This window comes from Microbulbifer hydrolyticus (genome assembly GCF_009931115.1).
Classification (GTDB): Bacteria; Pseudomonadota; Gammaproteobacteria; order Pseudomonadales; family Cellvibrionaceae; genus Microbulbifer; species Microbulbifer hydrolyticus.
This window is the reverse complement of sequence record NZ_CP047491.1, coordinates 3,710,554-3,728,141: the sequence shown is the minus strand read 5'-3', so window position 1 is coordinate 3,728,141 and position 17,588 is coordinate 3,710,554. Positions and strand designations below refer to the sequence as shown.

Here is a 17,588-nt window from a genome sequence, read left to right as displayed (position 1 = left end):
ATGCGCAAACTGGTTACGGGCGGCGCGCTCGCGCTGCTGGTTGTGCCGGTGGCCGCTCAGGTTATGACCACAACCAACGCACAGCAGGGATTGTCATGCGCGGGTACGCGTTATGGAAGTGACCTCAACTGTAGTGCCGGGGAATTTACCGTAGAGCCGGTATTCAGCGCGGAGCCAGGCACGCCACCATTCTGTGTGGCGGGTGAAGAATTTCTGTTCCGGGTGGATATCGGCCTGTCCGGCAGTAACGCCGATCGCTACGATGTCGGTTTTTTTGTGGGTGAAAGTGGAAACGATCCCCGCGTAAGTGACGCCTCCCAATCCTGTTCGGTAGCGACTTTTCCCACCAGTCCGCTGCCGTGGTTTGATAAAAGTCCGGCCAACGCCGCCAACAGCTGCGGTGACTATACACAGCGCGGGGATGACGATGTCCGCGTGGATAAAATTCGTGTGCTATGCCAGGGGGATGCGGCCACCGGTGCGCTGCAGGTACCGTTTGTACTGACCTACAACCAGAATGAACAGGCATCCTGTGCGGTGCCGTCCGATGTGCAGCCCGGCTCGAAGTCCAAGTGTAATAGTGGTGTCAGCCTGGTCAGCGGTGACGTAAAGGTTTTCTCCGGCGCCCATGTGGATGTCACCAAGCAGACCGAGCCCGATGGCGAGGGGCAGGCATTTACCTATACCGCCAGTGGCCCCGCCGGTTCCAAAGTGATTGTGCGTCGCGCCGATGGTAGCTACACCGACACCATTGCTAGTGCGGACAGCACGGCCACCTTTACCCTCAGCGACGGCGAGACCGCGCGGGTATTTATCACCGCGCTGCCCACCGCCCAGCGCCTGGTAATCAGCGAACAGCTGGAAACCGGCTGGGACAGTACTGCGCTGATCAACTGCTCCGACCAGCGCGGCGATCCGGTCGTTACCGTGGATGAGGCCAATCGCAGCATCACCGCGGACCTGGATGAAAACAACTCCGCCGCCGCCTGTACCATCACCAATCGCAAACTGCCGCAGGTGACCGTTACCAAAACCAGCCTCGGTGACGGCGGCAGCTTTACCTTCAGTGGCTCCAATGGGTTGAGCGACCAGATCATCACCACCCCATCTGCAGGCGCATCGGTCAGCGGTAGTGCCCAGTACCTGGCAGCATTCGGGGTGGCCACGAATCTGGTCGAGGTACCTCAGGAGGGTTGGCGGCTGGAGAGTGTGAACTGCAGCGGGCTGGGAGCCGGTGGTAACGCCACTGCGGATCTGGCAACGCAAACCGTCACCCTCGATACCGCCGCTGTATCTGAGCCGGGGGCCGAAATCGGCTGTACCTTCACCAATGTCCGTCAGCGCAACCTGACCGTTACCAAGCAGCTCACGGCGATCAGCCCCTGGCCGGATGGTGACAGCGGCCTGTTTGTGATGAGCGCCAACGGCACGGCAGGAACCGAAGGTGGCAATGGGGCAAGCGCCAGTGAACTGGTGGATGTGGGGGCAAGTGCGACCTTCAGTGAGAGCGCCGGCTCCGGTACCGATCTGGCCAATTACAGTGCTACCTACAGTTGCAACACCACGCCGGCCACCAGTGGCAGTGGCACCAGCGGCGCCCTCACCATGCCCAATACGGATGTGGACTGCACCTTCACCAACACCCGTCGCTCCGCCACGTTAACTCTGCGTAAAACCTGGCAGGACGGCGCCAGTGGCGATACTGCGACGGTCTCCAGCAGCGGGTTCAATAACACCGCAAGCACAGGCGCGGTGGTTTCCACAGGCAACAACAGCGTCGACGGCACCCCGGTGACCGTTTACGCGGGGGAGAGTGGCACCATTGTCGAATCCTTCTCTGTAGGCGATCCGGGACTCTACAGCCTGGCGATCGACTGCAGTGGCGGCAGTCTGTCGGGCAGCACGCTCACGGTGCTCCCCGGCGATACCAGTATTCTGTGCACCGCCACCAACAGCCGGATGCTGCCTTCCCTCAGTCTGCTGAAATGGGTGGCAACCCTTTGGGATCCGGTCAATGGCAGTGTCAATCCGAAATCAATTCCCGGGGCGGTGAGCCAGTACACCCTGCGTCTAAGTAACAGCGGCGACGGCAGTACCGATAGCGGCAGCCTGGTTTTGGACGATGCGCTGCCTGAGCATGTGGATCTTTATGTCGGAGATCTGGGGGTGGCGGGTTCGGGGCCTGTCGGCTTTAGGGATGGCACACCGGCAAGCGGGCTGAGCTGGGTCTATTCCGCGCTGGATAGCGAGACGGACCATGTGGAGTTTTCCCAGGATGGGATCGACTGGAGCTATGTGCCGGTGCCAGATGCGGACGGCTTTGACCCCTCGGTGCGCCATATTCGCCTGAAGCCCGCGGGGCGTATGAATGGGCAATCCGGCGGTAGTGACACCTGGGTGGAATTCACCTTCCGGGTGCGGGTGCGCTGACGTTTTTTTATGCGCCTGCGGCTGGGCTAATGGTCACGGGGTTCCCGGCCGCTATTCGCAACTTATGCACAAGACTGTCCCATGTTTCTGTGTGTAACCCCAATTATGGACAAGTGCAGAATCGCTTTTCAAAACAAACCCTGTGGCGGTGCACAGGTCGCCAAGATACGAAGGGTGGCGCCGGCGTTGCGACAGTCATCCACACGGCCGCGTGACCCGGCGCCCATCAAATGCCCTAGAAGTGCACACTCCAACCCAGTGACGCGGACTCCACGTCGTATTCACCGCGCAGTTCGTCACTGCCGATCTCCGGAAACAATTCCCACTCTGCCCGCAGCGTCCAGCGATCCATGAAGCGGTAGCTTACCCCGGCTCCGTATCCCCAGTGGAATCCGCTGGTGCTCTCGGAAAAGGTGCCGTCGACCGGGAAAATGACCGGTTGCAGGGTGCCGTCTTCCAGCTGGAACACCGCGAGCGCGTCGCCTCTCTGCCTGGAGCGAAGCTGGCTGAGCCAGAAACCGCCCCCGAGCTTTCCAAAGACACTGAAGCCAGATCTGCCCACAGGAAGGTGCCCCACGACGAACGCGTTGCCCATGCGGGTGGTGACTCTGTCTTTGACACTCAGGTAAGTGAACTGTGGATTACGCGCGGTGAATTGCGTGGTCGTTGTCGCGGTCTGGCGCAGGTCTGCCTCAACCGCAAAATTGGGGCTCCAGCGCCAACCGGCGTAGAGTTTTGCTCCCGGACCAGTGTCGGAGCAGCTTTGGAGTTCGGTGGATTGCGCGTCCCGGTTCAGACCCTCAACAAATCCCCTGGAACTGCTGCAAAGTGGATCCAGAGCGGTGCTCTGTAGGCTGAGACCGCCGTAGCGGTGGGAATAGAAGTCTGCACTGGCAAGGCTGCTGCCGAGCAGAGTTAGGGGTACCACAAGCAGAAGGAGGGGCCTGACCATGGCGATACCTGCTCTGGAGTCGGTGAATGTTGAGTGGCCACCACTTCCGGCGGTATCCGTGGAAAGGTGGCCGCAGCGCCGAAGTTGTCTTCGGCTCACCCATCACATCATATTTTGAGCTGTGCGCGCAATTCCGCCAACTTCTTGGCATTTTCGGCTTTTGACAGGGGTTTTGCCGGTTGATGCTCCAATTGCACCTGCTGCGGTGCTGGCAGGCTCTCCCCAGCCATCAGTCGCTCACAGATCTTTTTGTAGTGCGCGGCAAATACCGGGTAGGCAGACGATTCAGGGTTGTTGGCGAGAAAAAACCAGTCCGCGGCACGTCCGGCGTGATAAACGGCCGGGTGGCTCCAGCGGTAATTGGCCTTGGGGCTGGGCGCATTACAGGCTTCGCGATAGGCCGCGCGGGCTTCCGGAAGCCCACCGTCACCCTCGGCACACAGTTGCAGCATGCGGTGCACCGTAGGTAAGTATTCACACTGTTTGATTGCGCGTTTGGCCCCGGCAACCATCTGCTCAGGAGAAAATCCGGCAAGGGACTCCAGCCACAGCCGCTTGGCGTGGTTCAACGTTTGAACGTCGGGGAACGCCGCATTGAACTGGTTGTGATAGCTGAGTTTCAGCAGACCGAAGACTTCATTCAGTGCGCGTTTGCGCGCATCCAGCTCCGGATCACCAGTTTGTGTCTGTGACGATGTCCCAGACTGACGTGTCCCTTGTGCGCTGGTTACCTGATTGCCCGGGTTTTTGTGGCTTGCCATGGTGTTGTCCTATCGCGAACTTGTTGCGCTCGGCCCATTGGTAGCGCGCGTGGCGCACAAAGACTGCGTCCCAGCTTTTGCGCGTTCCGCCCTGTTCGCGCCAGTAGAGGCGGAACTCGGGAACCAGGCCGAGGGCAAATTCACGGTCGATTTCACATTGATTTACTAGATGCCCGAGACAGTCGCTCGAAGGCTGCCAGTTGCGGGAAATGGGCTTGGCGATCGGGTTCTTTTCGATCCCCTGGCAGTAGTAGGCCCATTCGATCCGCGCGTACTCAATAAACTGCTCGCCCCAGCGCGCACTGTGACCGCCGCGTTCGAGCCATTTGTAGATGAACTCAGGGAGCAATTCTGCGGCAAAGCTGGGGTTAATGGCCAGCCGGCGCATCTGTTCCCAGGTGTGCTCGCTGGGTTGCCAGTCCCGGGTCATGGGAACCGGCTTGCGTTTTTCGATGAACGGGGTTTCCTGCTTTTCCCAGTCTTCCATCACCCAGTCATTGAATTCCAGGTCCCACGACACCGACTGCTTGCCACTGTTGCGGTGGTATTCCGCAAAACGCTGCATGCAGCGGCGCACAAAGGTGCTGGGCACGCCCTCGTCAGCGAGCTTGCCGAGGGTGCCCTCGTTGGGGCTCCAGGACGCTGGCAGTGGCTGTTTGCGCCCCTGGGTCGCACGGAACGCCTCCCACTTGTTCTTCACCTGCTTGAGGAACAGGGAGCCGAACGAGTGGCGGCTCTCGCCGCGATCGCGCCAGTAGGTCACAAACTCCGGCAGCTGCTCGCGTACGAAATTCTCCGGAACGCCCAGCTGGCTGATACGCGCAAGGGTTTCGCTATCCGGTGTCCAATTGGGGCCGATCGTATTGGCACTGCGGCCTCCCGATGAATTGCTCGCTGGCTGGGCCGGGGGCGGTGGTGGTGCGTCGGCGCCCCGGACGCCGCTCGCCGCATTCGCCGGAAAGGCAAACTTGAGAATACTGCTTTCGCCATAAGGCGCCGCGCCAAGCAGCAGTGCGCCCTGATTGCGCAGGCTGGTGGCGACGCGTTGTATATCGGCGGGTTGCCAGAAGGGCACCAGCTGCTGGAGCTGGTCACTGCTGGCGGTATACCAGTCACGGCCTGGGTGTGACTCCACACCCAGGAACGGCTGGATATCCCCAAGGGCGGTAAGCAGCACGGCTTCCTCCAGGCCGAGCGTCGCGGCCAGAGTGGGGGAAAAGCAGAGAGGTCTTTCCGAGAGAAGGGGATGTTTCATAGGGCGATGATACCACCCGGGGTGCCATTACCGGGAGTCGATATGGGCAGAGGATAGAGAGTCTCTTTGCAAGTAGGGATGACTTTGCGGTCTCACACGCGGACGGCCGACCTTTTCCACTCGCTCGAAGCGCTTCAGCAGTCCGCCGAGCAGCAGCTTGGGCGGTAAACCCATGAATCGGGTCAGGTCACTGGGGGCCGTCGAGAAACAGGGGGGCGAGTACGGGGCAGGGCAGGGCGATGCCGGCGGTGCCGATCAGGGTCAACAGCATGACAGCACACAGGTTCGTTTTTGCGTTAGCGATGGGCATGACGAATAAGGTAAGCAATTTATTTTCAAATTAAGTTGGCACCGGCTGGCGATAAAAAAGTAAATGCTTTTTTATTGGGCTCATGGTGTCGGCCAATTCCCCTGTCCGGTCAGGGAGATCCACTATCCTGAGTGTGACGCCGCGCCCGTGAAATCTTGCGAGAGAGTGAGAGTGAACCGTGAATACCTTTGTAGAAAACTGGCACCAGGCTGCGATCACCACGCTTGGATTGTTCTGGATGGCCTTCTGGGCATTTTCCCTGGGCTATCTGATCAGCAGCGCAATACAGGTATTCGTGACGCGAGAGCGTATGCGCAATAGTCTCGGCAAGGCTGGCCCCAAAAGCGTCGGCCTGGCGACATTTTTCGGTTTTATTTCCAGCTCCTGTTCATTTGCTGCACTCGCCACGACGCGGGCGTTGTTTGCAAAGGGAGCCGGGCTGATACCATCCCTCGCGTTTCTGCTCGCCTCCACCAATCTGGTGATAGAGCTGGGTATTGTTATTGGTGTGTTTCTCGGCTGGCAGTTTGTGGTGGGGGAGTATCTGGGCGGCGTGCTGCTGATTCTGTTGATGTGGCTGTTCGTGCGATTCACCCGTCCCGACAAGCTGGTGCGCGCCGCCCGTGAAAAAGCGAGGGAAGCGGAAGGTGACAAGGACGAGGAAGATGTGCCGGACTGGCGTGAGCTGATCCGCAGTGTCGAGGGCTGGCGGCAAGTGGCCAACCAGTTTGTCATGGAGTGGAAGATGGTGTGGAAGGACGTCACCATCGGGTTCACTGTCGCCGGGATAATCGCCAGTTTCGTGCCGAAGTCGTTTTTTCAGGCGCTGTTCATTGGCTCCGGCGAGAGTGATCCTGCGTTCTGGCAGGTTCTGGTCCAGTGTATTGTCGGTCCGATAGCCGCATTTTTTACCTTTATCGGGTCCATGGGAAACATCCCCCTTGCCGCCGTACTCTTTGACAACGGCGTCGCCTTTGCGGGCATCATGGCATTTATATTCAGCGACCTGGTTGTATTGCCGGTGCTGCGTATTCAGGCGCAGTACTATGGCTGGAAAATGGCACTGTACATCCTCGCCCTGTTTCTGTGTATTCTCGTGACAGCGGCGCTGCTGCTGCATTATGGTTTCCTGGCCCTGGATATACTGCCGCAGCCCGGCTCCGGCAAGAGTGTCACCGAGCGCACCTACTTCAAGGTGGACTACACCTTTTTTCTCAACCTCGGATTTCTCCTGCTGAGTGTTTTCTTTTTTGTGTGGCGGGTAAAAACCAAGGGGCTACCGCCACTGAATACGGATACCTTGAGCGAAAAAATCCTGTTGGTTCTGGCGCTTCTGGCCGTCATCTGGCTAGTCGTGGGCAGTCTTTTACCCGGTTGATTTGCCTTACCCCTGCTGGAACCATTTAGCATCACGTCATGAATGGCGTTGGTGGAGAACATCATGAGTGACAAAACACTGGATTCCCCGCAAACCTTCCGGCTGCAGGGAGTGAGCTGCGCCGGTTGCGTGAAGAAAATTGAAAGAGCGCTGGCCGACGTGCAAGGCGTCGAGGACGCGCGGGTGAACCTCGGTGATAAAACCCTGCTGGTGCAGGGAGAGGTTGCCGCCGGGGACTGTGTCCGTGCGGTGGAGTCCGCGGGCTATGGCGCCGAGCTGGTACAGGCCAGCGCGCGCGAGTTGCGCGAACGACAGCGGGAAGAAGAGCGGGCGCATTACCGGCAGTTGCTGTGGCGCGCAGGCATAGCTCTCGGGCTCGGTATTCCGCTGATGGCTTGGGGGCTGGTCACCGGTGAAATGGGTGTAAACAGTCCTTTTCAGCAGATGGCCTGGGGGGCTGTCGGCCTGCTGACGTTGGCGGTACTGGTTTTCTGTGGCGGGCACTTTTTCACCGGTGCCTGGCGCGCCTTCCGTCACCACAGCGCCACCATGGATACGCTGGTGGCACTGGGCACCGGTACCGCTTGGCTGTTTTCCATGCTGGTGGTGCTGTTGCCGCAGGTGCTGCCGGAGTCCGCACGTCACGTGTATTTTGAAGCCAGCGCGATGATTATCGGTCTGATCAATCTGGGGCAGGCTCTGGAAGTGCGCGCCCGCGGTCGCACCAGTGCCGCGGTGGAAAAACTGCTGCAGTTGCAGGATCCCACCGCGCGGGTGATCCGCGATGGCGAGGAGCGGGATATTCCCATCGAGCAGGTACAGGTCGGCGACAAGCTGCGGGTGCGCCCGGGCGAGAAAATCCCGGTGGATGGCCGCGTGCTTGAGGGCCGGAGCCTGGTGGATGAATCCATGCTGACCGGGGAACCGTTACCGGTAAAAAAAGCGGATGGCGATGCCGTTACCGCCGGCACCCTGAATAAAAATGGCAGCCTGCTGTTTACCGCGGAAAAGGTCGGCGCGGATACCCGCCTGTCGCAGATCATCCAGATGGTCAAAAATGCGCAGAGTTCCCGGGTGCCCATTGCGCGTCTCGCAGATACCATCTCTTCGATCTTTGTGCCCAGTGTCATGATCATCGCCGTGATCGCTGCGCTGGTTTGGTACAACCTCGGGCCGGACCCGAGAGTGGCGCATATGCTGGTGGTGCTGACTTCCGTGCTGATTATTGCCTGTCCCTGCGCCCTCGGTCTGGCCACGCCCATGTCGGTGATGGTCGGCGTGGGCAAAGGGGCGGAAAATGGCGTGCTGGTGCGCAACGGCAAGGCCCTGCAGCAGGCCACGGACCTGGATGTTCTGGTGGTGGATAAAACCGGCACCCTGACGGAAGGCGCACCGAAGCTCACCGATATCGAATGCGCAGGTGATACCGACACCTTATTGCAGCAACTTGCGAGCCTCGAAAGCCGCTCCGAACATCCATTGGCCGAAGCCATTGTGCGCGCTGCGCAGGAGAAAAAGTTATCGCTCGGTGACGTGCACGGTTTCGAAGCGATCACCGCCCACGGTGTCCGTGGTGAGGTCGATGGCAAAAAAGTACTGCTCGGCAACCGGAAATTGATGCAGCGCGAAAGCATAGACCCCGGGAAATGGGCCGAAAAAGCCGAGGCATTGGCTGAGCAGGGGCGCACCGCCATGTACGCGGCCGTTGATGGCGCCATGGCCGGCATTATTGCGGTGGCCGACCCCATTCGCGAGGACGCACAGGCCGCTGTTAACCGCCTGAAAAATCTCGGGTTGCGCATCGAAATGCTGACTGGCGACAACAGTGCCACCGCACAGGCGGTTGCCAGACAGCTGGACATAGACCATGTGCACGCCGACCTGCAGCCGGAAGACAAGGAACGGATTGTCTCAGAGTTGCAGAATAGTGGTGCCAAAGTAGGAATGGCCGGCGACGGCATCAACGATGCGCCGGCACTGGCGCGGGCAGATGTGGGCTTTGCCATCGGTGCGGGTACCGATGTGGCCATCGAATCCGCCGATGTCACCCTGATGCGCTCTTCCCTGCATGGCGTTGCCGACGCGGTGGAGCTGTCTCGCGCGACCCTGCGCAATATCAAGCAGAACCTGTTCGGTGCCTTTGTCTACAACACCCTGGGTATTCCCATCGCCGCCGGCGTGCTATATCCGGTCACCGGCATGCTGCTGAGTCCGGTGATTGCCGGTGCCGCCATGGCATTTTCCTCCGTGACGGTGGTCAGCAATGCCAATCGTCTGCGCTTTTTCAAGCCTTCACACCATACGGCCACAGCCAATGGGGGTGAAGAGTAATGCAAGCACTGTGGATCAACCTGGCGGGACTGGCCGCTATTGTTCTCACCGTATGGTGGTTCTGGCTGGCACCGAAAGGCAGAAAGCCGCAGACGGTACGGGTGGATGAAGACCTGGAAATACGGGTCAAGGACGGTGTCTACGAACCCGAGCGAGTTCATATTCCCGAGGGAAGGGAGGCTGTATTGCGGTTCCGCCGTGAAGATGCCTCGCCCTGTGCCGAGTGGGTGCTGTTCCCCGACCTAGAAGTGAGCGCACAGCTCGCAGTGGATAAGATCACCGAGGTCACGATACCGGCGACCGACGCGGGAGAATATCCGTTCCACTGCCAGATGCAGATGTATCGCGGCACACTGGTGGTGGAGTAGCGTTCACGCGGGCCTGAGCAGGGAGCCAGCCCCGCTGCCTACGGGCATTGTTATTCCGGCAGTCCGCGCCGGATATGCTCCTGACAGATCTCGCTGATACCGACGTCGGTCCCCGCCACCGCCAGATGCAGGTGGGAGGTGTCCGGCAGTGGCAGCATGGCGTAGTGAAACTGCCAGGGGTCGGCTGCCCCCGGCAGGTCATCGGCGAGGGCGATGCCCTGACCCAGGTGAAACCCGGAGAGGTTGATGCGGGACAGTCCCTCGGAGATACCGGTACCGCGTCCTTTGAAAAACGCTTCCTTCATGGTCCACAAGCGATAAAAGTGCACCGGCAGTAATTCCGGCGGAGAGGAGGCCAACAGTTCCTGCTCGTCCGGATGAAAATAGTGGTTGGCAATGCGCAGGAAGTTGCGCGGTCTGAGCGGTTGCTCGATATCCACACCGATATCCGCCTCGCAACTGACGGCGAGCGCGATCCACTGGCCGCTGTGGCTCAGGCTGAAACGCAGTTCCGGCACGTTGGCGAGCAGGGGTTTGCCGGACTCGTTGGGCTGGAATACCAGGGCTTCCGGCCGCTCACCACTGATGCTGCCGAGCACCCGCCGCAACAGGGCGCGACTCAGGAGAAACTGGTAGCGGGCATCTTCCCCCCTGTAGCGTTCGCGCCGGGCGCGCTCGTCGCTGCTCAGCAGGATCTCCAGAGCCCGGGCCTCCGGGCTGCTGTGGGGAATATCGTCGAGATGTAAAAGCCAGACTGCCGGTAATGTCATTGTGCTCGATTGTGCTGGAATAGGCCCACAGGAACTCAAGGCAACATGCTAAACCCTACCCAACTAACGGGCTAGCGCTTTGCGTGCCTGTGGGAATTTTCCCCGGTGACGCAGGGAGGGTAGAATCGCGCGCTTGCATCAGGAACAGAGAGAAGATCTTGGCCAAAAAATCCAAAACAGCGTTTGTCTGCAATGAATGTGGTGCCGACTACAGCAAGTGGGCGGGCCAGTGCAGTGCCTGTGGGGCCTGGAACAGCCTGAGTGAGGTGCGGCTGGGGGCCGCCCATTCCGACAGTCGCGCGGCGAACTTTACCGACGCGCAGGCCGGTTATGCCGGTGCAGCAGGCCAGGGCAAGGTGCAGAAGCTGTCGGAGATCGACCTCAGCGAGCTGCCGCGTATCCCCACCAACGCCAGTGAGCTGGATCGTGTGCTCGGCGGTGGCCTGGTGCCCGGCTCGGTGGTACTGATCGGCGGTCACCCGGGCGCGGGTAAATCGACCGTGCTGTTGCAGACCCTGTGCCATCTCTCCCAGTCGCTGCCCGCACTGTATGTCACCGGTGAGGAATCCCTGCAGCAGGTGGCGATGCGGGCCAAGCGTCTCGGCCTGCCGGCGGACCACCTGCAGATGCTCTCGGAAACCAATGTCGAGCAGATCTGCCTCACTGCCGGTGAGGTGAAGCCGAAGGTGATGGTGGTGGATTCCATCCAGGTCATGCATATGGCCGAGGTGCAGTCCGCCCCGGGTTCGGTGGCGCAGGTGCGCGAGAGCGCCGCGTATCTCACCCGCTTTGCCAAGCAGACTGGCACCGCGCTGATTCTGGTGGGCCACGTCACCAAAGACGGCAGCCTCGCCGGGCCGAAGGTGCTCGAGCACATCATCGACTGCTCCATCATGCTGGAAGGTACCCACGACTCCCGCTTCCGCACCCTGCGCGCGCACAAAAACCGCTTTGGCGCGGTGAATGAACTGGGCGTATTTGCGATGACCGAGCAGGGGCTGAAAGAGGTCTCCAACCCCTCGGCCATTTTCCTGCAGCGTGCGGACGAAATCGCCGCAGGTTCGGTGGTGACCACCATCTGGGAAGGAACGCGTCCGCTTCTGGTGGAGCTGCAGGCACTGGTGGACGACAGTAGCCTGGGTAACCCGCGGCGCGTCGCCGTGGGGCTGGATCAGAACCGCCTCAACATGCTGCTGGCGGTACTGCACCGCCACGGCGGTGTGCTCGTCGGTGACCAGGATGTATTTATCAACGTGGTGGGCGGTGTGCGCGTGATGGAAACCAGCGCCGACCTCACGCTGTTACTCGCAGTGGTGTCCAGTTTTCGCAATCGCCCGCTGGCGCGGGATATGGTGGTGTTCGGCGAGGTGGGACTTGCCGGTGAAATCCGCCCGGTACCATCGGGTCAGGAGCGCCTGAGGGAGGCGGCCAAGCACGGCTTCCGTCGAGCGATTGTGCCTGCGGGTAACCGGTTGAAGAGCGATATTGAGGGGATGGAAGTGGTGCCGGTGAAAACACTGGCCGAGGCACTGGCCGCTATCGACATGAGTTGAGGTGGCCGGGGCCGAGGTTTCCCGCTCGGGAAACCTCCATTCTGTTGCTTCAATCAGGCAGCATTGGGTTGCGCAATCCGGTACATGACCAGATAGCCGATGCCAATGGCCAGTGGAATCGCGGCGATCGCCATCATGCCGAGGACAGCATTGCCGCTGGGATCCGGTGCCAGTAAACCCATCAGTGCCAGGCCCACTGCAATTGCGATCCAGGCAATGCCCCGCCTTACATCTTTCTGCGGGTGGGTATTGCCCGCACAAATGCGCTGAATGGCCTCCGGAGTCAGCTCTCCGCCTTTTTCCAGCGCCAAACGCACAGTCTGCTGGGTTTCGCGGTGTGCTGCTGCACGGTTCGCCAGGATCAGCCACACGCATGTGCCGACCAACAAAAAGGCGCCGTATGGGATCATCAGCGCGATAGTACCTTCATTCATAATCTTCTCCGCTCGTTGGCATGCAGTTTTTGTCGTTGCTATCGGTATGATGCTCGTAACAGGACATTTGGATGCAGCCTGTACCAAAAGTGAGCCGGTGAATGATGTGAAGAGCCTGACAGACGCAAGCGATACCCGATGGATATTTTGACCCGAACGATCCTGTTCCTAGCGCTGCTTTCTCCGGCGGCGGCAAATTCCCAGAGCCGAGTTGCTTCGCTGAACCTGTGTCTGGATCAGGTGTTATTGCAGTGGGCGCCACCGGAGTCCATCGTGTCGATTACCTGGTTGTCCGCCCAGGACCAGTACCGTAGCGCTCCTGTACCGGAACACGTTTACCTGAACCGCGCACAGGCGGAAGAATTATTGCCACTGAAACCCGACCTGGTGCTTACCGGGCAGTTCGGCGCGCAGCGCGCCGCCGCGCGGCTGGAGGCGCTGGGGTTTACCCTGGTGCGAATACCGGATGCCTACAGTCTTGAACAGTTGCAGGTCCAGTTGCAGGCACTGCAGGACACCCTCGGCGCGTTGCCGGCGCTGGTCGAGCAGCGCGCACAGTTGACGGCATTGCTGGCGGAAAGCGAGGACAAGTATCAGCAAAAAGAGAAAAGCCCGGAACAGCCAACGGCACTGATCCTGTCGGCAAATAATATTACCTATGGCAGCGGTATGCTGGAGCACCAGTTACTCACACGCGCGGGGTTCCGTAATCTCGCCGCGGAACAGGGCGTGCAACAGCTGGGGCGGGTGAGTCTCGAACAGGTCGTCGCGTTGCAGCCTGATCTGCTGGTGTTTTATGGCGGTGACCAGGACTTTGCCATTGCGCATCTGGCCGAGCGGCACCCGGTGGTGCAGCGTTATTTCGACCGCGGTCGTACTTACCACTTGCCCCGGCAACTGGGCTACTGCCCGGCGCTGGCAGCGGTGGAGACGCTGCAGCAATTGAAAAACAAGAGGTCAGATATTGTCGGCAAAGAATAAAACCCTGTTTGGCCTGCTGCTCGCGGCACTGCCGCTGGCAATGCTGGCGGCACTGGTAAGTGGACCTGTATCCATCGACCTTCCGGCGGCTTTTGCCGATGGCTGGCACAGCGATAACAGTGATGCGGTGATCCTTTGGCAACTGCGCCTGCCGCGCTCGGTACTGGCCATTGTGGTGGGCGCGGCACTGGGCATGGGCGGTGCCGCCATGCAGGGCATGTTGCGCAATCCGCTGGCAGAACCGGCATTGCTGGGGGTGAGCAGCGGTGCCGCACTGGTGGCAATTCTGGTGCTGTATTACGGTGCCGGCATTGGCCTGGGAGTGGATGGTTTCTTGCTGCCGCTGCTTGCCATTATCGGCGCGTTGCTGTCCGTAGCCTGTGTCTGGTTACTGGCGGGGCAGGGGGCGAGTGCCAGCCGCCTGGTACTGGCGGGAGTGGCGATCAATGCATTCTTGTCGGCGCTGATGGCGCTGGCCCTCAACTATGCGCCGAGCATGTTTGCGATGCAGGAAATCGTATTCTGGCTGTTGGGCTCGCTGGCCAATCGCGGCTGGGATCAGGTGCTGCTCGCACTGCCATTTGTGGCGCTCGGCGCGTTACTGCTGTTTTTCGCGCGCAATTACCTGCGCGCGCTCTCACTCGGTGAGGCAAGTGCGGCGTCCCTCGGGTTTTCCGGCCGACGATTTCCGTTGCTGGTTTTATTCGGTATCGCCTGTGCGGTGGGCAGTTCGGTGGCGGTCGCCGGCACCATCGGATTTATTGGCCTTGTAGTACCGCACCTGGTGCGTCCACTGGTCGGGCAGGACCCGGCGCGGCTGCTGTGGGCCAGTGCACTCGCGGGTGCGCTGTTACTGCAGCTGGCGGATGTGCTGGTGTTGAATACGGTGGGTACCCAGGAATTGCGTATCGGTGCCGTGACCGCCTTTATCGGCGCTCCCTTCTTTTTCTGGTTGATCGTCAGTGCGCGGCGGGAGACAAGCCTGTGACTCCAGTGGACTCACTTACCTTGTGCTGTAACAGCCTGGGGCTCAGCCGCCATCGCCGGCCGGTATTGCACGGGATTGACTGTATTTTCAGGCCCGGCGAGCTGACTGCCGTGATCGGCCCCAATGGCGCGGGAAAAAGCAGCCTGTTGAGTTGTCTGGCCGGCGTTTTGCCGCTCACGTCCGGGCAGCTTTCTCTCAATGATCGCGTTCTTTCTGAGGTTTCCGCTGGCGAGCGGGCAAGGCTGTGTGCCTACCTGCCGCAGCAGGAGAGCCCGGCCTGGAGCATGCCTGCGCAGGACCTGGTTGCCCTCGGGTTGCTGCCCTGGGGGCGGAGTCTTAGCCGCACGCAGCGGCGTGAGCGTGTGGCGCGGGCGCTAAAGCAGGTGGATGCGGAAGCGCTTGCGCGCCGGGCGGTCACGCAACTTTCCGGCGGTGAATTGCGCCGGGTACAGTTGGCGCGGCTATTGGTGGGCGAGGCGCGACTGCTGATTGCCGATGAGCCCGGTGCGGCCCTGGATATCCGTCATCAGTTGCAGTTGATGGAGACCTTCCGCCAGCAGGCGGATAACGGCAAAACCGTGATTCTCGCCCTGCACGACCTGGGCCTGGCCGCCCGCTACTGTGACCGCATCCTGTTGCTGGAGGGTGGCCACCTGCGCGCCCAGGGCACCGCGGAAGGTGTGCTTACCAATTCGCAGATAGCCGACGTCTACGGTGTGTCCAGTGAACTGCGCTGGCGCAATGGCCGCCCTGAATTTGTTACCGGAGACCTGCTCTAGCACTTTCATGGGGCCTCCCTGCTTGCTTTCGGCGGCCCTACTGTGTTGCCGTGCATTCCGCTATAATCCCCCGCGCTTCAGGTGCCCAGCAGTCCTTCCGCCACAAGCGGTGTACTTGGCTGGGTTAAACGGGAAGTCCGGTGAATGGCTGTTCAAAACAACAGGCTGATTCCGGCGCTGCCCCCGCAACGGTGATTCTTTTTTCCGCGTTCCGTCAGAAAAAGATAAGCCCGATACCGGCCTCAGGCAAACCACTGACGATAAAGCGGAGGGCTTTGTCTGGGCTTGTTTGCGGTATGGGCAGCTCTGTTTTCGAGCGCGCTCCCCGGTCTTGTTTCTCGCCCTTGTATTCCCCTCCCTCAATCGACCATTTTTCTGATTGGGGTTCACATGCGTAGTTATTTTTTCTCGAGCCTGGCCGGTGCCATTGCGCTTGCCGCTCAGCCTGTATTGGCTGACGAGACTCAACTTGAACAGGTCACCATTACTGCCAGTCGGGTAGAGATTCCCCGCGCCGAGAGCGGTGTTTCTGTTTCCGTACTCACCGCCGTCGATATCCAGCAGCTCGGTTACAGCACACTGCTCGACGTGATCAAAACCCTGCCGGGTATTTCCATCAGCAATACCGGAGGCCTGGGCAAGGTCAGCAATGTGTATGTGCGCGGTGAAGCCAGCTCGCGCACACTGGTGCTGCTCGATGGTGTGAATATGGCGGACGCCGCCAACACCCAGGTCACCACTCAGTTTCAGCATATCCTGGCCGGTGACGTGGAGCGCATCGAAGTACTGCGCGGCCCCCAGGGCATGATGTACGGCGCCGGTGCCGGCGGGGTCATCAATATCATTACCAAGCGCGGCAACAAGCCCCTGCAGCTGGAACTCTCCGCGGAGGGCGGTCGCTATGACACCGAGCGCACCCAGATAGCTGCGCGCGGACAGCAGGGCGGTTGGGATTACAAGCTCGATCTGAACCAGCTCGACAGCGACGGTTTCAATGCGCGGGAAAGCGATACCAGCGGCGAGCGCGATGGCTATGAAAACCAGACCGGTAGTGCCAGCCTCGGCTATAGCTTCAGCGAAAATTTTTCTATCGACGGGCGTGTGTGGCGCACCGAGGCAGACACCGGGTTCGACAACTGCTATTTGGGCTGGGATATCGTCAACGACTGCCTGGATAGCTACCAGCAAACCAGTTACCAGCTCGGTGCCAATCTGACCGCCGCCGGAGTGAACCACCGTTTATCGCTCTCCAATCAGGAACTGGAGCGGGCAAGCTATTCCGCCGGCACGCACAGCTTCTCCATGGAGGGCAGTATTGCCGAGCTCAACTATATCGGTACCCGCGCTCTTGCCGGCGGCTCTATTACCTGGGGCGCCGATATGGACCAGCAGGAGTACGCGTCTGCGGGCTCGATGCAGGACGTGGATATTCTCGGTATCTACAGTGAGTGGCGCAGCGATATCGCCGATAACGTGTTTTACAGCGTGGGCTATCGCCACGACCGCCTGGAAGATCGGGACCATAACAGCTGGCGTATTTCGGCGGCGGTGCCGCAACTGATCGGCGACAACCAGCAGCTCAAGTACCGCGCCAGCGCCAGTACTGGTTTCCGCGCGCCCAGCCCTTACGAGATTTCCACCAACCTGAGTGGTGGTGTCGACCCGGTGGGGCCCGAAACCAGTCGCGGCTACGAGCTCGGGGTGGAATACCGCTACGCGGACCTGCTGCAACTGGAGCTGGTGGCCTTTCAACAGTCTGTCACCGATGCCATTGTCTACGTGAGTGGTATCGGAACCGGCTGGGGCGCCTATGTGCAGGATGACGGCGAGAGTGACTCCGACGGAATCGAACTGTCTCTGGCCGGTAGCCTGGGCGAAAGCGGCCGCTGGTATGCCAACGGTACCTGGCTCGATAGCACCGACAGCGAGGGCGAGCAGCGCCTCAACGTCGCCGAGCGGGTATATAACCTCGGGGCCAGTTACACCCTGCTGGCAAACACCCTGACCCTGTCCGGCAACTGGCGCCACGCCGCCGACCGGGCCAGCCCGGCACTGGTTTTTGGCGGCCCGGCGGAACGCCTGGACAGCTACAACCGCTTTGACCTGAATGCAGTCTATGACTTCAGCGAGCGCGTCAGTTTTAATCTGCGCGGGGAAAACCTGCTGGATGAGGATTACCGGGAAGTGGCCGGCTTTTATACCACCGGTGCGGCGGTCTATGCCGGGGTGAAGTTCAACCTGAACTGACCCCCTTTATACCGTGCAGGCCCCCGGGCCCGCACGGTTACCGCTTCTTGG

At 60.4% G+C, this 17,588-nt stretch carries 15 protein-coding genes and 1 riboswitch; of the genes, 9 read left to right on the top strand and 6 right to left on the bottom strand.

The genetic code is table 11. From position 1 onward, the window contains the following. A complete protein-coding gene (locus tag GTQ55_RS15790; protein ID WP_237567724.1) occupies positions 1-2,430 on the top strand; it encodes a prealbumin-like fold domain-containing protein in 2,430 nt (809 codons plus the stop codon). A 235-nt stretch (positions 2,431-2,665) separates the two neighbouring features. Here GTQ55_RS15790 and GTQ55_RS15785 read toward each other — a convergent pair whose 3' ends face one another. The 4 genes from GTQ55_RS15785 to GTQ55_RS18060 all read right to left on the bottom strand — a co-directional run bounded on the left by GTQ55_RS15785 (position 2,666) and on the right by GTQ55_RS18060 (position 5,708). Then, positions 2,666-3,382: an outer membrane protein gene (locus tag GTQ55_RS15785; RefSeq protein WP_161859592.1), complete on the bottom strand. Its 717-nt coding sequence runs from the start codon at positions 3,380-3,382 to the stop codon at positions 2,666-2,668. A gap of 107 nt (positions 3,383-3,489) precedes the next feature. Next, on the bottom strand, positions 3,490-4,143 hold the full coding sequence (locus GTQ55_RS15780) for a replication protein P (RefSeq protein ID WP_237567723.1): 654 nt from the start codon (positions 4,141-4,143) through the stop codon (positions 3,490-3,492). Next, the gene (locus GTQ55_RS15775) at positions 4,055-5,398 is read right to left on the bottom strand and encodes a DnaT-like ssDNA-binding domain-containing protein (RefSeq protein ID WP_161859591.1); all 1,344 of its coding nucleotides are present in this window, start codon (positions 5,396-5,398) and stop codon (positions 4,055-4,057) included. The genes GTQ55_RS15780 and GTQ55_RS15775 overlap by 89 nt, the downstream gene beginning before the upstream one ends. Positions 5,399-5,585: 187 nt before the next feature. Further along, positions 5,586-5,708: a hypothetical protein gene (locus tag GTQ55_RS18060; RefSeq protein WP_272927886.1), complete on the bottom strand. Its 123-nt coding sequence runs from the start codon at positions 5,706-5,708 to the stop codon at positions 5,586-5,588. Positions 5,709-5,886: 178 nt separating this feature from the next. Between GTQ55_RS18060 and GTQ55_RS15765 the strand changes: the two genes are divergently transcribed. From GTQ55_RS15765 to GTQ55_RS15755, 3 genes are all read left to right on the top strand, one after another. After that, the gene (locus tag GTQ55_RS15765; protein WP_161859589.1) at positions 5,887-7,086 is read left to right on the top strand and encodes a permease; all 1,200 of its coding nucleotides are present in this window, start codon (positions 5,887-5,889) and stop codon (positions 7,084-7,086) included. 63 nt (positions 7,087-7,149) lie between these two features. Then, positions 7,150-9,417, top strand: a complete 2,268-nt coding sequence (locus GTQ55_RS15760; protein ID WP_161859588.1) for a heavy metal translocating P-type ATPase — start codon at positions 7,150-7,152, stop codon at positions 9,415-9,417. Next, positions 9,417-9,785 carry a cupredoxin domain-containing protein gene (locus GTQ55_RS15755; RefSeq protein ID WP_161859587.1) on the top strand — a complete coding sequence of 123 codons (369 nt, stop codon included), beginning with the start codon at positions 9,417-9,419 and terminating at the stop codon, positions 9,783-9,785. Before GTQ55_RS15760 ends, GTQ55_RS15755 begins: the two co-directional genes overlap by 1 nt. A 50-nt stretch (positions 9,786-9,835) precedes the next feature. On the opposite strand, the gene GTQ55_RS15750 is transcribed toward GTQ55_RS15755, so the two are convergent. Further along, a complete protein-coding gene (locus tag GTQ55_RS15750; protein WP_161859586.1) occupies positions 9,836-10,555 on the bottom strand; it encodes a 4'-phosphopantetheinyl transferase family protein in 720 nt (239 codons plus the stop codon). A gap of 158 nt (positions 10,556-10,713) precedes the next feature. Here GTQ55_RS15750 and radA point away from each other — a divergent pair, with 158 nt between their 5' ends. Then, positions 10,714-12,108, top strand: coding sequence for a DNA repair protein RadA (gene radA / locus GTQ55_RS15745; RefSeq protein WP_161859585.1), 1,395 nt, complete (start codon positions 10,714-10,716; stop codon positions 12,106-12,108). Between the two features lie 53 nt (positions 12,109-12,161). Here the strand turns inward: radA and GTQ55_RS15740 are convergent, their stop codons facing one another. Beyond that, on the bottom strand, positions 12,162-12,542 hold the full coding sequence (locus GTQ55_RS15740; RefSeq protein WP_161859584.1) for a DUF6249 domain-containing protein: 381 nt from the start codon (positions 12,540-12,542) through the stop codon (positions 12,162-12,164). A gap of 138 nt (positions 12,543-12,680) precedes the next feature. Between GTQ55_RS15740 and GTQ55_RS15735 the strand changes: the two genes are divergently transcribed. From GTQ55_RS15735 to GTQ55_RS15720, 4 genes are all read left to right on the top strand, one after another. After that, positions 12,681-13,523 carry an ABC transporter substrate-binding protein gene (locus tag GTQ55_RS15735; RefSeq protein WP_161859583.1) on the top strand — a complete coding sequence of 281 codons (843 nt, stop codon included), beginning with the start codon at positions 12,681-12,683 and terminating at the stop codon, positions 13,521-13,523. Continuing rightward, positions 13,507-14,511: a FecCD family ABC transporter permease gene (locus GTQ55_RS15730; RefSeq protein ID WP_237567722.1), complete on the top strand. Its 1,005-nt coding sequence runs from the start codon at positions 13,507-13,509 to the stop codon at positions 14,509-14,511. The genes GTQ55_RS15735 and GTQ55_RS15730 overlap by 17 nt, the downstream gene beginning before the upstream one ends. Continuing rightward, positions 14,508-15,290, top strand: a complete 783-nt coding sequence (locus tag GTQ55_RS15725; protein WP_161859582.1) for an ABC transporter ATP-binding protein — start codon at positions 14,508-14,510, stop codon at positions 15,288-15,290. Before GTQ55_RS15730 ends, GTQ55_RS15725 begins: the two co-directional genes overlap by 4 nt. Positions 15,291-15,352: 62 nt before the next feature. After that, positions 15,353-15,549: riboswitch (cobalamin riboswitch) on the top strand. A 131-nt stretch (positions 15,550-15,680) separates the two neighbouring features. Further along, the gene (locus GTQ55_RS15720) at positions 15,681-17,537 is read left to right on the top strand and encodes a TonB-dependent receptor plug domain-containing protein (protein WP_161859581.1); all 1,857 of its coding nucleotides are present in this window, start codon (positions 15,681-15,683) and stop codon (positions 17,535-17,537) included. Positions 17,538-17,588 lie beyond the last annotated feature (51 nt).